Genomic DNA, 20066 nt, shown 5'->3' with positions numbered 1-20066 from the left:
GGAAGGTTAATACATAACGTCAGGGTCAATACGCAAGGTCAGGAGAAAAATCATGGCACAGGCCGTTTATAACGAATCAATTGCACATCAAATTGAGCAGCAAGGTGGTGTGGAACCTTATTTACTGGCTCAGCAGCAAAAAGGGTTATTACGTTTTTTAACTTGTGGCAATGTAGATGATGGCAAAAGTACTTTAATTGGCCGTTTACTGCATGATACCCGCCAAATTTATCAAGATCAGCTCTCAACACTGCAAAGTGATAGTAAGCGTATAGGTACGCAAGGCGAAAAACTGGATCTTGCGTTATTGGTTGATGGGCTCGCAGCAGAGCGTGAGCAAGGGATCACCATCGACGTTGCTTATCGCTATTTTTCCACGGAAAAACGCAAATTTATTATTGCCGATACACCTGGTCATGAGCAATACACGCGTAATATGGCGACAGGCGCATCAACATGTTCACTTTCTATTTTGTTGATCGATGCGAGAAAAGGGGTACAAGAGCAAACTCGACGCCATAGCTTTATCAGTACTTTGTTGGGGATACGCCATCTTGTTGTCGCCGTAAATAAAATGGATCTGGTGGGTTACAGCGAAGCTGTATTTGAGAAGATCAAACAGGATTATCAACAGTTTGCAACAGAATTACCCGTTGAATTGAATGTATGGTTTGTGCCAATTTCAGCGCTTGATGGCGACAATATTGTGAATAGCAGCCATCACTTACCTTGGTATCAAGGCGAAACACTATTATCGATTTTAGAAAATGTTCAAGTGGAACAAAAGGCCGTAGAACAGGCAATGCGTTTTCCAGTGCAGTATGTTAATCGTCCAAACTTAGATTTTCGAGGCTACAGTGGAACGTTATCGTCAGGTATTGTACGGGTAGGGCAAAACATTAAAGTCTTACCGTCGGGGGCGACATCTCAAATTAAACAGATTGTGACTTTTTCTGGTCCACAAGAGTTTGCTATTTCGGGGGAAGCTATCACGCTCGTTTTAGCGGACGAAATTGATATTAGCCGCGGTGATTTATTGGTTGCAGAAAATGAAACCTTACAAGCGACACAACATGCGTCAGTTGATGTTGTGTGGATGTCTGAGCAGCCTTTAGTCCAAGGGCAGCAACTCGATATAAAAGTGGCTGGTAAGCGTAGTCGAGCCAAGGTTGAAAATATTCAATATCAAGTTGATGTGAATAATTTAACGCAAAAAGTTGCCACAGAGTTACCTCTAAATGGAATAGGTTTAGTGGAGTTTTCTTTTGATGAGCCGCTATTGTTAGAAAATTATCAGCGTAATGCGGATACTGGCGGTATGATCCTGATTGACCGGTTAACTAATGTCACCGTAGGAGCAGGGCTAGTTCGCGAGACACAAGCCCCTATTTTTGAGCCAACTAGTGAATTTAGTGAATTTGAAATTGAATTAAATAAATTAGTTCGTCGTCATTTTCCGCATTGGGGCGCTCGTGATGTTCTTGGTGGAAAATAACTATGATGACAAAAGCAAATAATATAGTTTGGCATCAACATGCTGTGACTCGACAGCTACGGGAAAGCAATAATGGGCACAAAGGTGCAGTATTGTGGTTTACAGGGTTATCGGGTTCAGGGAAATCTACCCTTGCAGGGGCGATAGAACATCAATTAGCTTCAATGGGGAATAAAACCTATTTATTGGACGGTGATAATGTTCGCCACGGGTTATGTCGTGATTTAGGTTTTAGCGAAGCAGATCGGCAAGAAAATATCCGGCGGATCGGGGAAGTGGCTAAATTAATGGTAGATGCAGGCTTAATTGTTGCTACTGCATTTATTTCCCCGTTTCAACATGATCGGCAAAAGGTGCGCGATTTATTTGAGCCGAACCAATTTTTTGAATTGTATGTGGATACTCCTGTCAGTATTTGTGAACAGCGCGACCCAAAAGGTTTATATCAACAAGCCCGAGAAGGTAAAATCAAGCAGTTTACAGGGGTTGACTCCCCCTATGAAGCCCCGCAATATCCGGAGCTACAGCTTAATGGTCAACAACCGATTTCAGACTCCCTTTCTCAAATTATTGCGTTATTATTGCGCAATCAAATCATTCAAGTGGATTATTAATTGCCTTTAAATATCCCTCTTTTTTATTAAATGGTAAAATAAGAGGGAATATTTAGTGCATTTAAACCAGACTTATTCTGACTTTTTATCACTATTTTAGTATCACAGTAGCGTCATTCGTTGAGTTATGGGATGATTAGCAAATCATTTCAGGGGGCAAGATGGGTAAATTAACGCTACTATTAATCGCGATATTAGCATGGTTACAATATTCCTTATGGTTAGGTAAGAACGGCATACATGATTACGTACAGGTCAAAGATGATGTTGCTGCTCAGGAAATTGTTAACTCGCGCTTGAAAATGCGTAATGAACAGCTATTTGCGGAAATTAATGATTTAAATGATGGGCAGGATGCGATTGAAGAACGAGCTCGTAGTGAGCTTGGGATGATCAAGCCTGGGGAATCTTTTTATCGGGTGGTTAAAGAAAGTAATAACCAAAAATCCACACAATAATAACGATGCAAAAATGGTATGCCCATTAGCCTGATTATTTCTGATGTAAGAATCTAATAATGATAAATCCAGACAATACCCCACAAACCCGAGCCCTACAAAACAATGACCCTCAAATTGTTGCGCTAATTCCTGCGGCAGGGATAGGGAGCCGCATGAATGCCGATTGCCCCAAACAATATCTACGGGTGGCTGGCAAAACGATCATTGAACATACACTGAGTGCATTGCTAGCAAATAATAATGTTAAACATATTATCATTGCACTAAGCTCAGAAGATGAATATTTTCAGCAGCTAGCTATTTCAACAAACCCTCGAATTACTGCGGTTATTGGTGGAAAGGAACGTGCAGATTCGGTCCTTGCCGGTGTCAATTTTTTAGCGGCGCAACCTGAACTCTCAAATTGTTGGGTGTTAGTCCATGATGCTGCTCGTCCTTGCCTCCACCAGTCAGATTTAAATAAAATTATTCAATTAACAACAGAACAAAACTGCTGTGGTGGGATACTCGCGGCGCCTGTTCGTGACACCATGAAACGCAGTTTAAAAGCCAGCCAGTTAATCGACCATACTGTTGAACGTGAGGCTCTATGGCATGCGCTGACACCACAATTTTTCCCGCTATTATTATTACGGGACTGTCTAAGTAAAGCCTTGAAAGAAAATGCAGTGATCACAGACGAAGCCTCTGCACTTGAATATTGCGGTTATCAACCGGTATTAGTTCCGGGGCGCGCAGATAATCTAAAAGTGACACGCCCAGAAGATCTCACCTTGGCGGAGTTTTATCTTTCAAGAATGAACAATTAAGGAAAAAAAATGAGAATCGGACACGGTTTTGACGTACACAAATTTGGTGGTGAAGGCCCTATCATCATTGGTGGCGTGCGCATCCCTTACGAGCAAGGCCTACTCGCGCACTCAGATGGTGATGTTGTATTGCATGCACTAACTGACGCAGTACTCGGTGCTGCTGCGTTAGGAGATATCGGTAAATTATTTCCAGATACTGACCCTGCATTTAAAGGGGCTGATAGCCGTGTGTTACTAAGGGAAGCCTTTTGTCATGTACGTGCTAAAGGTTATCGTATTGGTAATATTGATATTACCATTATGGCTCAGGCGCCTAAAATGTTGCCGCATATTGCTCAAATGCGGGTCAATATTGCTGAAGACCTTGAGTGTCATATGGATGATGTTAATGCGAAAGCCACGACGACGGAGCAGTTGGGGTTTGTGGGGCGTAAAGAAGGCATTGCCTGCGCCGCGGTTGTTCTTTTAGTCAAAGATAATAGTAATGAAAGCAATGAATGTTCAGTACCTGCATGGTAAGCCGTTGTCTTCTGGCACGCTAAAAAGTGTTCCTGAAGATTTTATTGTCAAAGAAGATTTAGGCTTTGAGCTCGATGGTGAAGGCGAACATGTCATGGTTCGTGTCGAAAAAACAGGGTGTAATACGCTGTTTGTTGCTGAGCAATTAGCAAAGTTTGCTAAAATTTCAGCTAGAGCTGTCAGCTATGCAGGTTTAAAAGATAGGCATGCGGTGACTGAGCAGTGGTTTTGCTTACAAATGCCGGGTAAGGAAACGCCAGATTTTTCTGCATGGCAGCTTGAAGGATGCCGCGTGCTTGCCACTACACGGCAAAAACGGAAATTACGTATTGGTTCCTTGAAAGGAAATCAATTTGAAATCACTTTGCGTGATATTTCAGATGCGAAAGATGTTGAACAACGCTTAGAAAAAGTCGCATTATCTGGAGTACCTAATTATTTTGGTGAGCAACGCTTTGGTCGTGGTGGGCAGAATCTGACCCAAGCATTACGTTGGGCAAACCAAGAGATTCATGTTCGTGAGCGGAATAAACGCAGTTTTTATCTTTCTGCGGCTCGCAGTGCAATGTTTAACCATATCGCGAGTGAACGTATTGCGAATAATACGGTACATCAAGTGCTATTAGGGGATGCATTACAACTAACGGGTCGGGGGAGTTGGTTTGTTGCAACTTCGGATGAGTTATTAACACTGCAAGAACGTGTGTTATCAACAGAGTTAAGTATTACTGCCCCTCTTCCTGGTGATGGCGAGTTAGGTTCGCAAGATGACGCATTAGGGTTTGAAATTCATTGCTTAGAAGATTATCAGCCATTTATGGCTTTAATGAAAAGTGAACGCGCATCTTTGGTGAGAAGAGCCGTTATTATCAAGCCTCAGGGATTGCAATGGCAATGGTTAGATAACACGACAGTAAAGCTAACATTTTTCTTAAACTCAGGTAGTTTTGCGACAAGTGTAGTAAGAGAAATTATCAATCAAAATGGGCAGGATAATGCCGATGCTAAAGATTTTATTGAGTAATCTTTATCCATAGGTATCCATTGATAGCCATAAAAAACAGGACAACCTTAAGTTGTCCTGTTTTTTTATGGCTCGTACTGATATCTCATACGGATATAAAAATAAAATCCCACAAACCAAAAGACAAAGCGTATAACGTCACTGATAGCGATGGCCGCCTTGTATTTTATTGGTAATTTAGATTAGGGCGTATTGTAGGGTAAATTTAATTGTTATTTATTGGGGGCTCGCGTTTTTTAATTAAGTGATCGGCTTACTTTTTTGATGGCGTCATTTTGACGCCGGTAATTATTTGTGCTAATTTTAACCTATGAAGTGAATAAGACCGAAAAGGAAGGTGACAACGACTAATCGAAAAAAAATTTCTAATCCTACTGGAGTTAAAATAATGAATACTAAGGTAATGAAAAATCGAACTAATAAAATGATAAGTAAAGAAAAAATCGAAAACGAAAGAATCACAATAAGAATGCCTAAAGAAAATAAAGAGCTTTTAGATACGGCGTTAGCCCTATCTGGTTTTAGTTCGTTAAGCAGTTTTATAGCGATGGCCGCCGCTAATGAGGCCAAGAAACTAATAGCTGAAAATGCGCTATTAAAGTTGTGTCAACGCGATGCTATAGCATTCGTTGAATTACTTGATAAGCCAACAGAAATGAATGAGAAATTCATAAGGGCGGCTAAAAGACATAAGGAATTAAGTAGTAATGGAAATAGTAAAGCTTGATAAGAACATTCATAATAGAGCTGCGTTTGATTGCGGAGAGTCTGACCTAAATAATTATTTAGGTCAGACGGCAAATCAACATGCTAAAAAAGAGGTGGCTCGAACTTTTGTGCTGAGTGACTCAACTATACCAAACAAAATAGTTGGGTTTTACGCTTTGGCTATCACCAAAGTTTCATTAACTGAATTGCCGCCTAAGCTTGCATCTTTATACCCAAATGAAGTTTATTGTGCTTTGATATCCCGTTTAGCGGTAGACTTAACTGAGCAAAATAAGGGGTATGGAGGAGTCGTCCTTATTGATGCTGTTAAAAGAATAATAGCGGCAGCTGAGGACATGCCTGTGCCGATGATCATCGTTGATGCAAAAAATACTAAAGCGAAAAAGTGGTACGAAGGGTATGGTTTTAAATCGTTGCCGAATCAGTCTAATCGACTGTTTATGACTGTAAAGGCAGCGCGTGATATGTTAGGGGCTGGATAGCCCTGAGTATCAATATATTGATGAGTTTTGGCCTGCTGCATTTTCTTTCCAGAACGTGTACATTTCCCATATTCCTTCCGAAAAAGAGTAGTTCCCCGCCTTATTTACGCCATTTAATCAGTTCTAACGATTTAGCGTTAAAGTTTTTTGAAGCGCATTCAAATAGTATTTCCCCCTCTGCCCAATATCGTCATTTTAGATGCTAGGGTGCTGAGCAATTCACGCTGATTAATCAGATTATTTAGTTCTTGAATGACCTTATTTTTTCGTTAGGTCTGCAATAGTCACGTTAACAAAAACAGATACTGGCTGGTATTTGGATAGAGTCGCCAATACTAACTAATAACTGTGCCGAAATTGTGACGCAAAAATGAGAGGGGCTGATAAAATAGCAAACTAGCCTAATCACATAATAGTGTTATATCATAAACGTGATGCTGATGCTTTTCAGTGTCATTTTATTGGTCACTAAAAATTTTTAGGACAACAGGCAGGACAATATCCTTGACCTTAAAAATAAACTTCAATTACATCAAAGGATAATGTCGATGCTAAAGATTTTATTGAGTAATGACGATGGCGTAAATGCACCGGGTATCCAAACCCTAGCGGCTGCGCTACGCCAATATTATCATGTTCAAGTGATTGCCCCAGACCGCAATCGCAGTGGTGCGTCGAATGCACTAACATTAGATAAGCCTTTGAGAATTCAAACGTTAAGTAATGGTGACCTTTCGGTACAAGAAGGCACGCCAACAGATTGTGTGTATATCGGGGTAAATAAAGTGGTGCGCCCACGGCCTGATATTGTGGTCTCAGGTATCAATTGTGGGCCGAACTTGGGGGATGACGTGATTTACTCAGGTACAGTCGCTGCGGCTACTGAGGGGCGTCACTTAGGCTTACCGTCGATTGCCGTGTCATTAGATGGAGATACTCATTATGAAAGTGCGGCAAGGGTAACATGTAATATCTTGATGTTGCTGCAAAAGAGCCCTCTGCGTGCGGGTAATATTTTAAATATCAACGTACCTGATATTCCTTATGAGGATATTAAAGGTATCAAAGTGACTCGCTGTGGAAGCCGGCATGCTGCATCTGAGGTATATAGCTTAGAAGACCCGAAAGGTAATATGCTGTATTGGCTAGGCCCTGTTGGTGAAATTCGAGATGCTGGTCCGGGGACCGATTTTGAAGCTGTACAACATGGCTATGTTTCGATAACCCCATTGCAAGTTGACTTAACAGCCTATAAAACGCACACGTTAGTGGAAGAATGGCTAGAAAAATCAGGAGTGCTAGTAAAATGATAACAGGGCTCATGAAAGATCTTTTGGCTCAATTACGCCAACAGGGAATTCACGATGAGCGCCTATTAGACGCAATTTCACTCGTGCCTCGAGAACGCTTTGTGGATGAAGCTCTTTCACATAAAGCCTACGATAATATTCCATTGCCGATAGGCTATGGTCAGACTATTTCGCAACCATACATAGTGGCTAAAATGACCGCCTTGCTGTCTTTGTCACCGAATGACAAGGTGCTTGAAATAGGGACAGGGTCTGGCTATCAAACGGCAGTACTTGCTCATTTAGTTGAGCATGTTTTCTCTGTTGAACGAGTGAAAAGTTTGCAATGGTCCGCAAAGCGGCGTTTAAAACAGCTTGATTTACATAATGTGTCAACTCGCCATGGTGATGGTTGGGAAGGGTGGCAATCAAAGGGCCCTTTCGATGCTATCATTGTGACAGCTGCGCCGACTGAAGTGCCAACCATGTTACTGGAGCAATTGAAAGATGGTGGGCGGATGGTTTTACCTGTTGGAGATAAAGAACAATCTTTAAAGCTCATTACCCGTCGTGGTAATGATTACCATGCTAATGTCATCGAGAAAGTGCGTTTTGTTCCATTAGTTGCGGGTGACCTTCTTTAATCTATTTGCAATGGTATTTATCCATCACCGCACTGGGTAATTTTGTATCATTAGTCTACATAAATACTATTGCGAATACTTCATTAACTCAAATAGCAGTAAAACTATTCTAAATATGATAGTTTAACCCTCTTAAATTGGATAATAGGCTCAAACTATTGAGTCATAATCTCAAATTGTTATATTTTTGATATATTTAACTTGTTCACTATTTTGTATTTCTGTTTTAATAAGTGAAATATTTTATGGTATCTCTATTACTGACATTATTTTGCATTGTCACGTCAGATTTTTCTTCACGGGAGAAGAAGCATGAAAATTGTTAGCCCTATAAGCAGAATTCGATGGGCAGTCATCTTTTCATTTAGCGGAGCACTATTGGCAGGCTGTTCCACGCCTTATCATACGGCAGCACCTATTTCCAGTGTGAATGATAGCCAATCTCGCCAGCCAACGACGCAAAGAGTGGCACCCGTATCGTCATCAAATACGGGGGTGAGTACGGCAATGCCGTCTGCACGCCCAAATTTATCAAGTAATACCAATACACAACCGGTTAGTCGTACTTCATCTTCAGGGCCTGTTACGACCAATGGAGAAGGGCGTATTGTGTATAACCGTGACTACGGCAATATACCAAAAGGCAGTTATAGCGGTAATAGTTATACTGTTCAGCGCGGTGATACGCTATTTTACATTGCTTATATAACGGGTAATGATTTCCGTGAGTTAGCATCTCGAAACAATATTCCTGAGCCATACAGCTTAAATGTAGGGCAAGTTATTAATATTGGTAACACAAATGTGAACTCGAGCACTCAATTAGCCTCAAATTCATCAAATAGTCATCAGCAACCGGTTGATCTTCGAACAACTAATGCGTATCCTGAAAATAGTGGTGGTCAAACTACAGGTAAGATGTTGCCTAATAATAAGAAACCTGCAACGCAAGTTTCAACGACGGCAACAGCTCCGACGACCACAACTGCTTCAACCGCAGCTAGTAGTACAAATAATTCGTCAATAAAATGGCGTTGGCCGGCAGATGGGAAAATGATTGAAAGTTTCTCAGATGCTCAAGGCGGGAACAAAGGGATAGATATTGCAGGTTCTCGTGGTCAAGCTGTACTTGCTGCTGCTCCAGGAAAAGTCGTTTACGCAGGTAATGCTTTGCGTGGATATGGAAATCTAATAATTATAAAACATAACGATGACTACTTGAGTGCCTATGCACACAACGATACGTTGCTTGTGCGTGATCAACAGGATGTCACTGAAGGTCAAAAAATAGCCACCATGGGTAGTACTGGAACAAGTTCGGTTAGATTACACTTTGAAATTCGTTACAAGGGAAAATCAGTAAACCCGTTGCGCTATTTGCCGCAGCGATAAACTGGGCGGAATGCTTTGACATTCTGTCCGCATTATCAAGGGTAGGAGTCACTGATGAGCCAAAGTTCGCTGAAAGTTAACGAGTTATATAATGACCTCGACGAAAGCAATTTAGATGATGCATTTGATGAGAGTCAGTTTAAAGAAGAGGATCTAGTTTCAGAGCAGGATGAAGAAATGGATTTACTCCAGAACACAAACCAACGTGTTCTGGATGCCACCCAAATTTATCTCAGTGAAATTGGATTCTCACCGCTCCTTACAGCTGAAGAAGAAGTCTTTTATGCAAGGCGTGCATTGCGCGGTGATGTTGCGTCGCGTCAACGCATGATTGAAAGTAATCTTCGTTTAGTTGTAAAAATATCTCGCCGTTATAATAATCGAGGTCTTGCTTTACTCGACTTGATCGAGGAAGGGAATCTTGGGTTGATCCGTGCTGTTGAGAAATTCGATCCTGAAAAAGGGTTTCGATTTTCGACGTATGCAACATGGTGGATACGTCAAACGATAGAACGTGCTATCATGAACCAAACTCGTACAATTCGCCTTCCTATTCATATCGTTAAAGAACTCAATATTTACCTTCGTACTGCACGTGAATTAGCCCAAAAGCTGGACCATGAGCCAAGCCCTGAAGAAATCGCTGAACAGTTAGATAAACCTGTCGAAGATGTCAGCCGGATGTTGCGCTTAAATGAACGTATTACGTCTGTTGACACTCCAATTGCAGGGGATTCAGAAAAATCTTTGCTTGAGGTATTGTCTGATGATAATGATTCAGGTCCAGAAAATACAATTCAAGATAATGATTTAAAAGAGAATATTGTTAAATGGTTATTTGAATTGAACCCAAAACAAAGGGAGGTTTTAGCACGACGTTTTGGGCTTTTAGGTTATGAAGCAGAAACTCTGGAAGAGGTTGGGCGCGAAATTGGGCTCACTCGAGAAAGGGTTCGTCAGATCCAAGTCGAAGGTTTAAGGCGGTTAAAAGATATTTTACATGGTGAAGAGCTGACATTAGAAGCATTATTCAACATGTAGAGCACTAACTAGGTTAGTTATTCAAAATCCCTATAGATGAAAGTTTATAGGGATTTTTTTATATCAATATGCACGAGTTAAAGTGATTGGTACACCACTATGAAACTTAAAATCATCATCAGGGGTAGAAATTAGTTCAGCTTCAATAATACCAAAGTAATTAATACGTTCAGTGATATCTTGTTTGCTAATTAATTGCGCTAAGTGTAAATAATCTTGGTAATGACGTGCCTCAGAACGCAATAATGAAATATAAAAGTTAGCCAGTTGCTCATCTAAATAAGGTGCCAGTTTCGCAAAGCGTTCACATGAACGGGCTTCAATATAAGCACCAATAATGAGTTTATCAACCAAGGTTTTAGGGTCATGAGGGCTAATATAGCTAAATAAGCTTTTTGCATAACGCCCTGCGGTTATCCCATCATAGGGAATATTCCTTTGGTGCATAATTTCAAGAACTTGATAAAAATGGTGAAGCTCTTCTTTGATAAGCAATACCATTTTATCAATTAAGTCTTGGCTATAAGGCGATTGTTTTTTCGCGAGTATTTGCTTGGAAATTTGGTTTTTATTTTTTAACGTATATATATCGCCAATTCGATCATAAGCGAATGCTTCATAGGGTTTAAACCATTCAAGTAATACAGTAGCACTTTGCTTATCTACCGCATATTTGCGAATTAAAAACATGGCACTTTGCGCGGCTTTTAGTTCGCATAATAGGTGGTCTTTTAAAATAATGGGTAAGCTTTCAGGTAAACATGCTTTTTGCACCCAAGCATCGGGTGTTTCACATTGCAAAAACTGGCGGATTGGCGCCAGTAATTGTTGATACTCATTCATGTTATATATTCATGTCCTTTAAACGATAAATCCAATCAAGGGCTTGGCGAGGTGTGAGTTTATCCGGGTCAATACTGTCTAATGCCGCTAGTGCGGGTGAGGGCTCGGCTTCTTCTGTGGTTAAGAAGCTAAGTTGCGCACTATCAACATGGCTGGTATTGGCATTATTGGAGATAACCTCAAGTTCTTTCAATTTCTGTTTAGCTCGCTTGATGACATCCTTAGGGACACCAGCAAGAGAGGCTACTGCTAGGCCATAACTTTTACTGGCGGCACCATCTTGGACATTATGCATAAAGGCAATAGTATCACCGTGTTCAATGGCATCAAGGTGGATGTTGACAGCACCTTCGAGCTTTTCTGGCAGTGTAGTTAACTCAAAATAGTGGGTAGCAAATAATGTCATTGCTTTGATTTTATTCACTAAGTTTTCAGCACAAGCCCAAGCGAGTGAAAGCCCATCATAGGTGGAAGTCCCTCGTCCTATTTCATCCATTAATACTAAACTATGTTCAGTTGCATTATGGAGAATATTCGCTGTTTCAGTCATTTCAACCATGAAGGTTGAGCGGCCAGAAGCAAGGTCATCAGAAGCCCCAACACGGGTAAAGATCCGGTCAATTGGACCAATAACCGCTTTACTCGCAGGCACAAAGCTACCGATATAGGCTAGCAATGTGATCAATGCAGTTTGGCGCATATAAGTACTTTTACCACCCATATTTGGCCCTGTGATGATCAGTAGGCGACGCTGTGGTGACAGTGATAGAGGGTTAGATATAAAGGGTTCACTCAGTACTTGCTCAACAACTGGGTGGCGGCCTTCAGTAATCTGAATACCTGCTTTTTCAGTGAGTTGTGGGCAAGCATAGCCTAAAGTATCTGCGCGTTCAGCAAGGTTTGCTAATACGTCTAGCTCAGCTAGTGCTTCTGCACTGGTTTGTAATTCAGCAAGATGAGGAAGTAACATATCAAATAGCTCATCATATAATGCTTTTTCAATTGCTAACGCTTTCCCTTTTGATGTCAGTACTTTATCTTCATATTCCTTTAATTCAGGAATAATATAGCGTTCTGCATTTTTTAGGGTTTGACGACGAACATAGTGGATTGGAGTTAGGTGGCTTTGACCTCGGCTGACTTGGATATAGTACCCGTGCACCGCGTTATAACCAACTTTAAGTGTGTCTATCCCCAGTTTTTCCCTTTCGCGAATTTCCAGTTTATCTAGGTAATCTGTAGCACCATCTGCGAGTGCACGCCATTCATCGAGTTCACTGTTATACCCTGGGGCGATGACGCCGCCATCACGAACTAAGACTGGCGGAGCATCGATAATGGCTCTTTCAAGTAACGCTTGTAGTTCGTCAAATTGGCCAATCCGTTGTTGTAAATCTTGCAAGTAGGCGCTATTGGATTGCCCCAAGATTTGATGAATATCTTGGTATTGTTGGAAAGCATGGCGCATGCGCGTTAAGTCACGAGGCCGTGCAGAACGTAACGCAAGACGGGCCAATACACGTTCTAAATCCCCAATTTGACGTAAAAAAGGTTGCAGTTCAAAACCACATTCCTGTAGAGCCCCAATAGCTTGCTGGCGGTTATTCAAGACTTGAATGTTTCTTAAAGGTGTATGCAGCCAGCGTTTTAACATGCGGCTACCCATTGGGGTGACACACATATCTAAAATTGCGGCAAGGGTATTTTCTGTACCGCCGGCTAGGTTTTGTGTGATCTCTAAATTTCGACGAGTTGCTGCATCCAAAATGACATTATCATTTTGTTTTTCCATCACAATACTGCGAATGTGGGGTAACGAAGTACGTTGTGTATCTTTCACATATTGCAGTAAACAGCCTGCTGCACGAAGGGCTTTGTGGGCATTTTCGACGCCAAACCCGACTAAGTCTTTGGTACCAAACTGTAAGCCAAGCTGCTGTTTTGCCGTATCGAGTTCATATTCCCATAATGGGCGACGACGTAACCCTTTATTATGTTCAATAAGTGACATGCTAGCGAAGTCTTCTGGGTACAGTAACTCAGCAGGGCGAGTGCGCTGAAGTTCAGCTTGCAGTGCTTCTTCGTCGGCAATTTCGCTAATAATAAAACGCCCAGAGGTAATATCTAAAGTGGCATAACCAAAACCTTGTGGGTCTTGCCAAACCGCGGCCAGTAAGTTGTCTTGCCGCTCATTTAAAAGAGCTTCATCAGTAATGGTGCCGGGGGTGACAATGCGTACGACTTGGCGCTCTACCGGCCCTTTGCTTGTTGCTGGGTCGCCAATTTGTTCGCAAATTGCGACAGACTCACCCATTTGCACCAATTTGGCTAAGTAGCCTTCGGCGGCATGGTGAGGAACCCCAGCCATTGGTATAGGTTGCCCCGCAGATTGCCCGCGTTTAGTGAGCGAGATGTCCAATAATTGAGAGGCTTTTTTTGCATCATCGAAGAAGAGTTCGTAAAAATCACCCATACGATAAAACAGCAGTATGTCTGAATGTTGTGCTTTTAGTTTTAAATACTGCTGCATCATGGGGGTGTGGGATTCGAAACTTTGCTTATCAGTCATAATATTGTCTGTTCTAACGTATTGAGTTAACTAAATTCTGTGAGTTTATTCGAAGATTGTATTCAGGTAATAAAATACCACAGATCGTAATAAATGAGTGTAGATAAAAGTACATGTCGCATAATTCGCTATAGTATGACGTGGTTATGAGCAGGGGCAACAGTATTGGGAAATAAAAGCTCTGAAATGTGTGTATTCTCTCGGGATGTTGATCCGGTGAATATCTTATGATTGTTTTATATTCAAGAACAATTTAGTTTAGAATTATATTAGAGGAAGGAGTTAGCTTTGCTAGCTAAATTAATTTAATGTATATGGTTATTTGTAGACGATAAATCTCAACTAATATTTTTTTATTAATGTTAATCAACTGGTTATGGATGGGCGCTGACCTTTATCCAGAATGGATTTATTACGAAGAATCGCTTAAATATAGGTTCACAAAAATAACTAAGACTAATCCATAAATCAGGTACTTGTGTAGACCTTAATATTAGAATGAGTTAAAAAGTTAATTCATATACGAATTGAGAGGTTTTCATGAAATTTAGCACATCAAAAGCGCTAATTATCGCTACGGCAATTGCTATACCGGCATTCTCTTATGCTGATGCTACCCCAGATACTAAAGTCACAGAGGGCCCTCTCAAAGAATGCTATGAGCAAATTGCAGATGCTCCACGAACTGCGGTTCAAGCTTGTTTGCAAAGTAAATTAGATAAAGCCGATGAGCTAATGAAGCAAGCACTTACCGACAATGAAACACATCTAAAACAGTTGAATTCATCTGCGACGACACAGGCGATTACATCATTAAAAAAATCGCAGGATGATTTCCTTGCATTTAGAGTTAGTGAGTGCCAACGTCAGGCAGATGCATTACTCGGTGGAACCGGAATGGGGGATGTAATGCTAGCGTGTAAAGTGCAGCTAACTTACTCACGAATTGAAGCGCTTAACCCATAAAAGTTGTTCTTATCGGGGTGCCTTAAGTTTTTTATGCATATGGCAGTAAATTGCTTTCGTCATGGTTGCGATAAACAAGATAAGAAATGTATCCAATATGGGAATTCACCCTTATGACTGGCAATTTGAGCCCCTTAAGTTCGTATTAAGGGGCTTTGTTGGTTATTGCGCTGCCTTTTTCAGCTTTTCAACTTGCTCAACGGTAACAGGGTTACTTTGTCCTCCCCATTCGGCTCGCGCCCATGAAATTAAATCGGCTATCTCTTGTGATGTTAAATCATCTGCAAAACTTGGCATGGCGTACATACGTTGGCCATTAGGGAACGTTGTTGTCGGGATACCGGTTAATACCACACTTATAAAAGTCTCGGGGCTATCCATTGCTAAAATAGCGTTACCTTTTAAGGCTGGAATGCCATTAGGAACGCCTTCCCCTGTGATGCCGTGACAGCCTGCGCAGGTCGACATATACATCAGACGCCCTTGCTCCATAGTCCCTGCGGTATCAGCCATTTGTTGGCTATTAGCTTCAGGAAGTGGAGCTGGCGGCTCTTTTTTGCCAAGTACTTTTCCTTGTTTATCGGTCATTAAATAAATAGCCATATCATCGACATCACTTTTTTTCATCTGACTAGTGGAAAAGTGTGTGACAGTGCTCATATCTGCAAAAGCAGAGCCTTGTGGTGCGTTACCTGTGAGTAAAAATTGGCTTAGTGAGGCAGTATCATAACCATGCTTAGACAGTGCTGCGGCAGTAATATTAGGAATTGCCAAACCTGCTTCCTCTCCACCTTGAAGTGAACGTGAAAACTCTACGCCCATCATAAGGTTACGTGGTGAATGACAGGCGCCACAGTGAGCTAACCCTTCGACAAGATAAGCACCGCGGTTCCATTCGGCAGAACGTTGCGGGTCATGTGGTGCATTTCGTTTCGGGAAGTTCAGTAGTGTCCAAAAGTTCATAAACGGACGGACTGGGAGGACAAAAACCCCCGTATTTTCTTTGTTTGGCACCGCCATGGGAGGAAGTGACATCACATAAGCATATAAGGCATCAATATCTTCTGATGTTGTCATATGTGTAAAGACAAAAGGCATCGCAGGATAGAGGTTCCCTCTTTCTTTGCCAATACCGTCTTTTAATGCTCGATGGAAATCGGCACGCGTATAGTTACCGATGCCGAATTGTTTGTCGGGGGTGATATTGGTGGAATAAATGGTCCCAAATGGCGTTTCAATGGCTCGTCCTCCTGCCGCTAGCGGCCCCTCAGGCAAAGAATGACAACCAAAACAGTCTCCTGCTGTTGCCAATTCTTGGCCTCTAGGCAGTAATTTTGCGATTTCTTCTGAGGTCAGTGGTTTATCGATATTAGTTGCGATACTAGAGGTTCGAAATGCACCGAATAGGATAGAAAGCATAAGCGCTATGAATATTACGATGATGATATAGAACGTTTTACGTATGGAGCTAGATTTAGTCATTGTCTTTCCCCTTAGTCTATTACACAGCCGGGGGTGTCGAGAGCAACTTTTCTCACCGCTTCATAATAACGTACATAGCCGGTACAACGGCAAATATGTTCGTTGAGAGCTTCTTCTATTGCATGTTCTAGCTCTGCGCGTTTAATTGGGTGTTTCTTGAGCTTATCAAGAAATACCGTCGCGCCAGTGACAAAACCAGGGGCACAATACCCACATTGGAAAGAGAAGTTTTCGATAAAGGCTTGCTGGATTGGTGTTAATTCAATGACGTTGCCTTGTTCATCAAGTTTAGCTTGCCCCTCGATGGTGACAATATTTTTATGATTAAAGTAATGAGCACCAAAGATGCAGGTGCGGCTTTCAATCGTTGAGCCATCGGGTTGAATTTCCATGATGGTGCAAGCGTGGCAGATCCCTTGCCCACAGCCGAAGTGAGTACCAGTGAGGTCTAAATATTCATGTAAAAATTCAATCATTGGCATACCAACAGGGACATCAATAGGACCAATTTTTTTGCCGTTAATGGTCAGTGTTAATGGCTTGCGCTCAATAATCGGAACGGCATTTTTGATATTCATGAGAGGGCCTTTTTAATTTTATCAACCGTAATCGGGAATTCGTAGAAACGCTTGCCTGTAGCGTGGGTTAATGCATTACTAGTCGCTGGTAAGATGGGGATCATTCCAAGTTCAGCCATACCTTTTGGTGGTGAGGTCTCAGAAAGGGGCGGTAAGTAATCGATGGTTTGCTGCCATACGGCGACATCTTTAGCTCGAGGCAGAACATAGCGGTTAAAATTCCATGTTCCATTACCGGGGCCATCTTCATATAACGGGAGCTCTTCCATTAATGCGTGACCAATCCCCATTGCGGTGCCACCTTGGATTTGCCCAGATACTAATTCAGGTACAATCATAGTGCCGGGGTCCATAATCATATGGTGACGCATGATCTCGACTTCGCCAGTCATGGTATTGACATTTAGCTCAACTAAACAGGATGCGGGCGTCACTGTAGTCGGGTCGGCTTTTGCGCGCTGTGTCGGCGGGTAGTAGGCAATATTACGTTTAATGAAATGATAACCGCCTGTTGTCATTTGTTTTTTCAATTTTTGTGATGCACCATCACCATAACGTACAGATATCGCATCAAGAGGGAGGTTTTTTAAGCCAACAGTAGGAATATCAAATTCTGCACGAGCCCATTGCCAGCTTGAGTATCCATGTACGGCGACGCCTGTAATTAACCCCATTTCATGGGCTCTTTTTGCAAGTTTGTCGAAGGGAATTGGTTTCATGCCTCCGCCGCCAATACCTTCAGGCCCTACTCGGATATCTGCGAATTCGACATTTAAGCCATTGAAAGCTCCACCACCAGGACCTTCACTCCAAATACTTTTTGCGGCAGGCCAGAGTGTGTTTTCCAATAGAAAATGCCCGGCTTGGCGAGTACCGAAACCAATGTAGTAAACGCCACTAGATGAGCTCATATCAGGGATAAGAGCGGGCGTCCAATAAGGATCAGTTTTAGATAACTCATCTTGTTTTTTCTGGTCTGCCCAACTGGTTTTAAGGGGTAACTCCTCAAATTCAGTGACACCAAACTCGACAACATCAGGGGCTTTACTCAGCGCCTGCCATACCATCACTTGTTGTGCGGTTGTGCCGCCAGTACCAATTTCTTGCATACAATGGCGCATGGTGAGTTTGCCATTGGCGTCAAATTCTAGGGAGAGGATAGTAGGAACGCCACTTGAGCCGTAAACTTGTTGTACTTGAGCAAAACCAACACCGTAGAGTTTCCCCGGGTTTTTTGCTTCATATTCTGCTTTATTTTTATTACGTTCGACCCAAATTGGGTGGTTTTCTGCTAGGTTTAACATTTCTACATTGCGAGGATCGCCTGCAATAACACCACCTTGAGTATTTGGATAACCTTCTAAAATAGCGTTACGGCGGCGTAACTCGATAGGGTCAATGTTAAGATCATGGGCGATTTCATCGACCATTAACTCGGTGACCGCCATAGATTGTAATGACCCAAAACCACGCATAGAGCCGGCTTCAACTGCAGGGGTCGCCATTGCTAAGGCTGTTAAGTCCGATTTAGGGAAATAATAAATCGATTGGGCTCCACGGACAGCAACGTGAGATACGGCAACGGAAAGGTTTTCACGACCTCCGCCATTACAGTTATAAGTACCTTTTAATACATCAAATTTACCCGTTTTTTTATCACCCACAATGGTGACATCCATTTCAATGGAATGGCGTTTCATCCCCATTTGAAATTGTTCATAGCGGTCGTTTGCCATACGTACTGGTAGCCCATCGGCATAGAAACTTGCCACCATAGAATAGAACGGGAAAACCGAATAGTCTTTTGAGCCATAACCTACCGTAGAGCCAGTTAATAGCACAATATTCTCGACTGAAAAGTGTTTATTGTTTTTAGATAACTCTGCTGCTGCATTTACTACACCAGCAGGTGATTGTGTCGCGGTTAAAATATGCAGTGTTTTGGTTTGTGCATCATACCAAGTGTTACAGTTATCTGGCTCCATAGCACAGGGGTCGATAGACTGAGAAAAACCGTGGCGTTCAATGACAAATTTATTGGGGTCCTGTTTTGCAGCTTCGACCTCTTGCTCAATTTGCCGTGCGTAATCCATGGCTTTTTCTTGTTTATCGGGGTGTTTTTTTGCTTGGTGTAAGGCTTGAATAAAACCACCCCCGCGATCTTTTCGAATGACAGGTGGAATGGTTAGTGCATGTTTAGGGTCATAAGGGGGCCAAATGGGGGTATTACCATCAAAACCGCCTTTAATTCCTGAATCTTGGTAAGGAGAAAAAATGGAAGGGGAAAGTGGTGTTTCACCCCCAATGCGAACGTAACGGGCTGCTCCATAGTTAGCTGGCGGTTTGGGGCCGGTGACGGCACCGTATTTTACCGTGTTCGTTGCAAACCGTAGCATTCGTTGTGCAGCACTAAAATGATCAAAATCCTGATAAATTAAGATGGCAACAGGGTGGCCGATAATAGGGGGCGTCTCACCAAGAGGGACTAAAATATTGGTGCCATAGAACCCTTTCCCCATACTAGTATCTTGAGGAATATTTAAACCATCTCGTATAAGGTCTTCTTGCAAAACAATTTTATCGGGTTGTAGATTTGGCCCTAGCATTGAAATGTTGATGCCTTCAAAGGTTTTATTCGCTTCCGTTGCTTTTAACATAAAGGCATAACTTTGTTTTTTAGGCCAGCCAGGAATATCTTTTGCTCGGTAATCGCGTGCAAAGTTTTTACGTCCTGTTACCTTCTCCACACCGTCCCAACGAAAACGAGCTTTACCATTTTGACCGATCCAATCTGTTGGGGGAGAATCTGAATCAAGCTCCATTGCACTAGCAAAAGGTAATTTACCGACCATAACAGCAATACCTGCAATGGTTCCGAGTTTGATAAAATTGCGTCTAGAAATTTGTCCCGACATTTAGTGCTCCCTGATTATATTCTTAGGAGATTTTATTAGTGATGGAGATAAATAATTCATCTTAATTGTTAATAGTAATATTATTTTGTTTCGATGATATCTATTCTAAAATTGATGATTAATATCAGATTGCTCAGTAAGTTAGATAAGAAATTATGTAAATAGTAAGGTTATCTATAGAGGTATATCAAGAATGAGTAAAGGGATTTAT

Annotated in this window: 18 protein-coding genes; 13 read left to right on the top strand and 5 right to left on the bottom strand. The window is 41.9% G+C overall.

All coding sequences use genetic code 11. The annotated features are described in order from the left end of the window. Positions 1–52: 52 nt before the first annotated feature. The 12 genes from cysN (at position 53) to rpoS (ending at position 10502) form a co-directional block, all read left to right on the top strand. On the top strand, positions 53–1495 hold the full coding sequence (gene cysN / locus ACHB7C_RS18780) for a sulfate adenylyltransferase subunit CysN (protein WP_395348180.1): 1443 nt from the start codon (positions 53–55) through the stop codon (positions 1493–1495). 5 nt (positions 1496–1500) lie between these two features. Continuing rightward, the gene (gene cysC, locus ACHB7C_RS18775) at positions 1501–2109 is read left to right on the top strand and encodes an adenylyl-sulfate kinase (RefSeq protein WP_094301238.1); all 609 of its coding nucleotides are present in this window, start codon (positions 1501–1503) and stop codon (positions 2107–2109) included. Between the two features lie 161 nt (positions 2110–2270). Beyond that, positions 2271–2567 (top strand): cell division protein FtsB, encoded by a 297-nt coding sequence (gene ftsB / locus ACHB7C_RS18770; protein WP_042848932.1) that lies wholly within the window; start codon positions 2271–2273, stop codon positions 2565–2567. Between the two features lie 59 nt (positions 2568–2626). Further along, complete coding sequence (gene ispD / locus ACHB7C_RS18765; protein WP_071548561.1) at positions 2627–3379, top strand: 2-C-methyl-D-erythritol 4-phosphate cytidylyltransferase; 753 nt, start codon at positions 2627–2629, stop codon at positions 3377–3379. A gap of 9 nt (positions 3380–3388) precedes the next feature. Continuing rightward, the gene (gene ispF, locus ACHB7C_RS18760; RefSeq protein ID WP_042848930.1) at positions 3389–3901 is read left to right on the top strand and encodes a 2-C-methyl-D-erythritol 2,4-cyclodiphosphate synthase; all 513 of its coding nucleotides are present in this window, start codon (positions 3389–3391) and stop codon (positions 3899–3901) included. After that, positions 3867–4925, top strand: coding sequence for a tRNA pseudouridine(13) synthase TruD (gene truD, locus ACHB7C_RS18755; RefSeq protein ID WP_071548560.1), 1059 nt, complete (start codon positions 3867–3869; stop codon positions 4923–4925). Before ispF ends, truD begins: the two co-directional genes overlap by 35 nt. A gap of 388 nt (positions 4926–5313) precedes the next feature. Further along, positions 5314–5652, top strand: a complete 339-nt coding sequence (locus ACHB7C_RS18750) for a DUF1778 domain-containing protein (RefSeq protein ID WP_240133598.1) — start codon at positions 5314–5316, stop codon at positions 5650–5652. Next, entirely contained in the window at positions 5633–6136 is a 504-nt protein-coding gene (locus tag ACHB7C_RS18745; protein ID WP_349488924.1) for a GNAT family N-acetyltransferase, read from the top strand. The genes ACHB7C_RS18750 and ACHB7C_RS18745 overlap by 20 nt, the downstream gene beginning before the upstream one ends. Positions 6137–6684: 548 nt before the next feature. After that, positions 6685–7446 (top strand): 5'/3'-nucleotidase SurE, encoded by a 762-nt coding sequence (gene surE / locus ACHB7C_RS18740; RefSeq protein ID WP_395348176.1) that lies wholly within the window; start codon positions 6685–6687, stop codon positions 7444–7446. After that, positions 7443–8069 (top strand): protein-L-isoaspartate(D-aspartate) O-methyltransferase, encoded by a 627-nt coding sequence (locus ACHB7C_RS18735; protein WP_042848927.1) that lies wholly within the window; start codon positions 7443–7445, stop codon positions 8067–8069. The genes surE and ACHB7C_RS18735 overlap by 4 nt, the downstream gene beginning before the upstream one ends. A gap of 312 nt (positions 8070–8381) precedes the next feature. Continuing rightward, positions 8382–9461: a murein hydrolase activator NlpD gene (nlpD, locus tag ACHB7C_RS18730; protein ID WP_042848926.1), complete on the top strand. Its 1080-nt coding sequence runs from the start codon at positions 8382–8384 to the stop codon at positions 9459–9461. A gap of 54 nt (positions 9462–9515) precedes the next feature. Next, a complete protein-coding gene (gene rpoS, locus ACHB7C_RS18725) occupies positions 9516–10502 on the top strand; it encodes an RNA polymerase sigma factor RpoS (protein ID WP_129467095.1) in 987 nt (328 codons plus the stop codon). 63 nt (positions 10503–10565) lie between these two features. Here the strand turns inward: rpoS and miaE are convergent, their stop codons facing one another. Beyond that, positions 10566–11345, bottom strand: a complete 780-nt coding sequence (gene miaE, locus ACHB7C_RS18720) for a tRNA isopentenyl-2-thiomethyl-A-37 hydroxylase MiaE (RefSeq protein WP_042848923.1) — start codon at positions 11343–11345, stop codon at positions 10566–10568. A gap of 1 nt (position 11346) precedes the next feature. Then, entirely contained in the window at positions 11347–13914 is a 2568-nt protein-coding gene (gene mutS / locus ACHB7C_RS18715; protein WP_042848921.1) for a DNA mismatch repair protein MutS, read from the bottom strand. 540 nt (positions 13915–14454) lie between these two features. Between mutS and umoC the strand changes: the two genes are divergently transcribed. Next, the gene (gene umoC, locus ACHB7C_RS18710; RefSeq protein WP_048608137.1) at positions 14455–14880 is read left to right on the top strand and encodes a lysozyme inhibitor LprI family protein; all 426 of its coding nucleotides are present in this window, start codon (positions 14455–14457) and stop codon (positions 14878–14880) included. A gap of 162 nt (positions 14881–15042) precedes the next feature. On the opposite strand, the gene ACHB7C_RS18705 is transcribed toward umoC, so the two are convergent. The 3 genes from ACHB7C_RS18705 to ACHB7C_RS18695 are packed head-to-tail and all read right to left on the bottom strand — an operon-like array spanning position 15043 to position 19855. Next, positions 15043–16362, bottom strand: a complete 1320-nt coding sequence (locus ACHB7C_RS18705; protein WP_395348172.1) for a cytochrome c — start codon at positions 16360–16362, stop codon at positions 15043–15045. An 11-nt stretch (positions 16363–16373) separates the two neighbouring features. Beyond that, positions 16374–16940 carry a (2Fe-2S)-binding protein gene (locus ACHB7C_RS18700; protein WP_042848919.1) on the bottom strand — a complete coding sequence of 189 codons (567 nt, stop codon included), beginning with the start codon at positions 16938–16940 and terminating at the stop codon, positions 16374–16376. After that, a complete protein-coding gene (locus tag ACHB7C_RS18695; protein WP_395348169.1) occupies positions 16937–19855 on the bottom strand; it encodes a xanthine dehydrogenase family protein molybdopterin-binding subunit in 2919 nt (972 codons plus the stop codon). Before ACHB7C_RS18695 ends, ACHB7C_RS18700 begins: the two co-directional genes overlap by 4 nt. Between the last annotated feature and the right edge of the window lie 211 nt (positions 19856–20066).

It is taken from the genome of Providencia sp. 2024EL-00732, from assembly GCF_044006275.1.
Taxonomy (GTDB): domain Bacteria; phylum Pseudomonadota; class Gammaproteobacteria; order Enterobacterales; family Enterobacteriaceae; genus Providencia; species Providencia huashanensis.
Note: the sequence above shows the minus strand (reverse complement) of the source record. Positions and strands in the feature narration are given on the sequence as shown.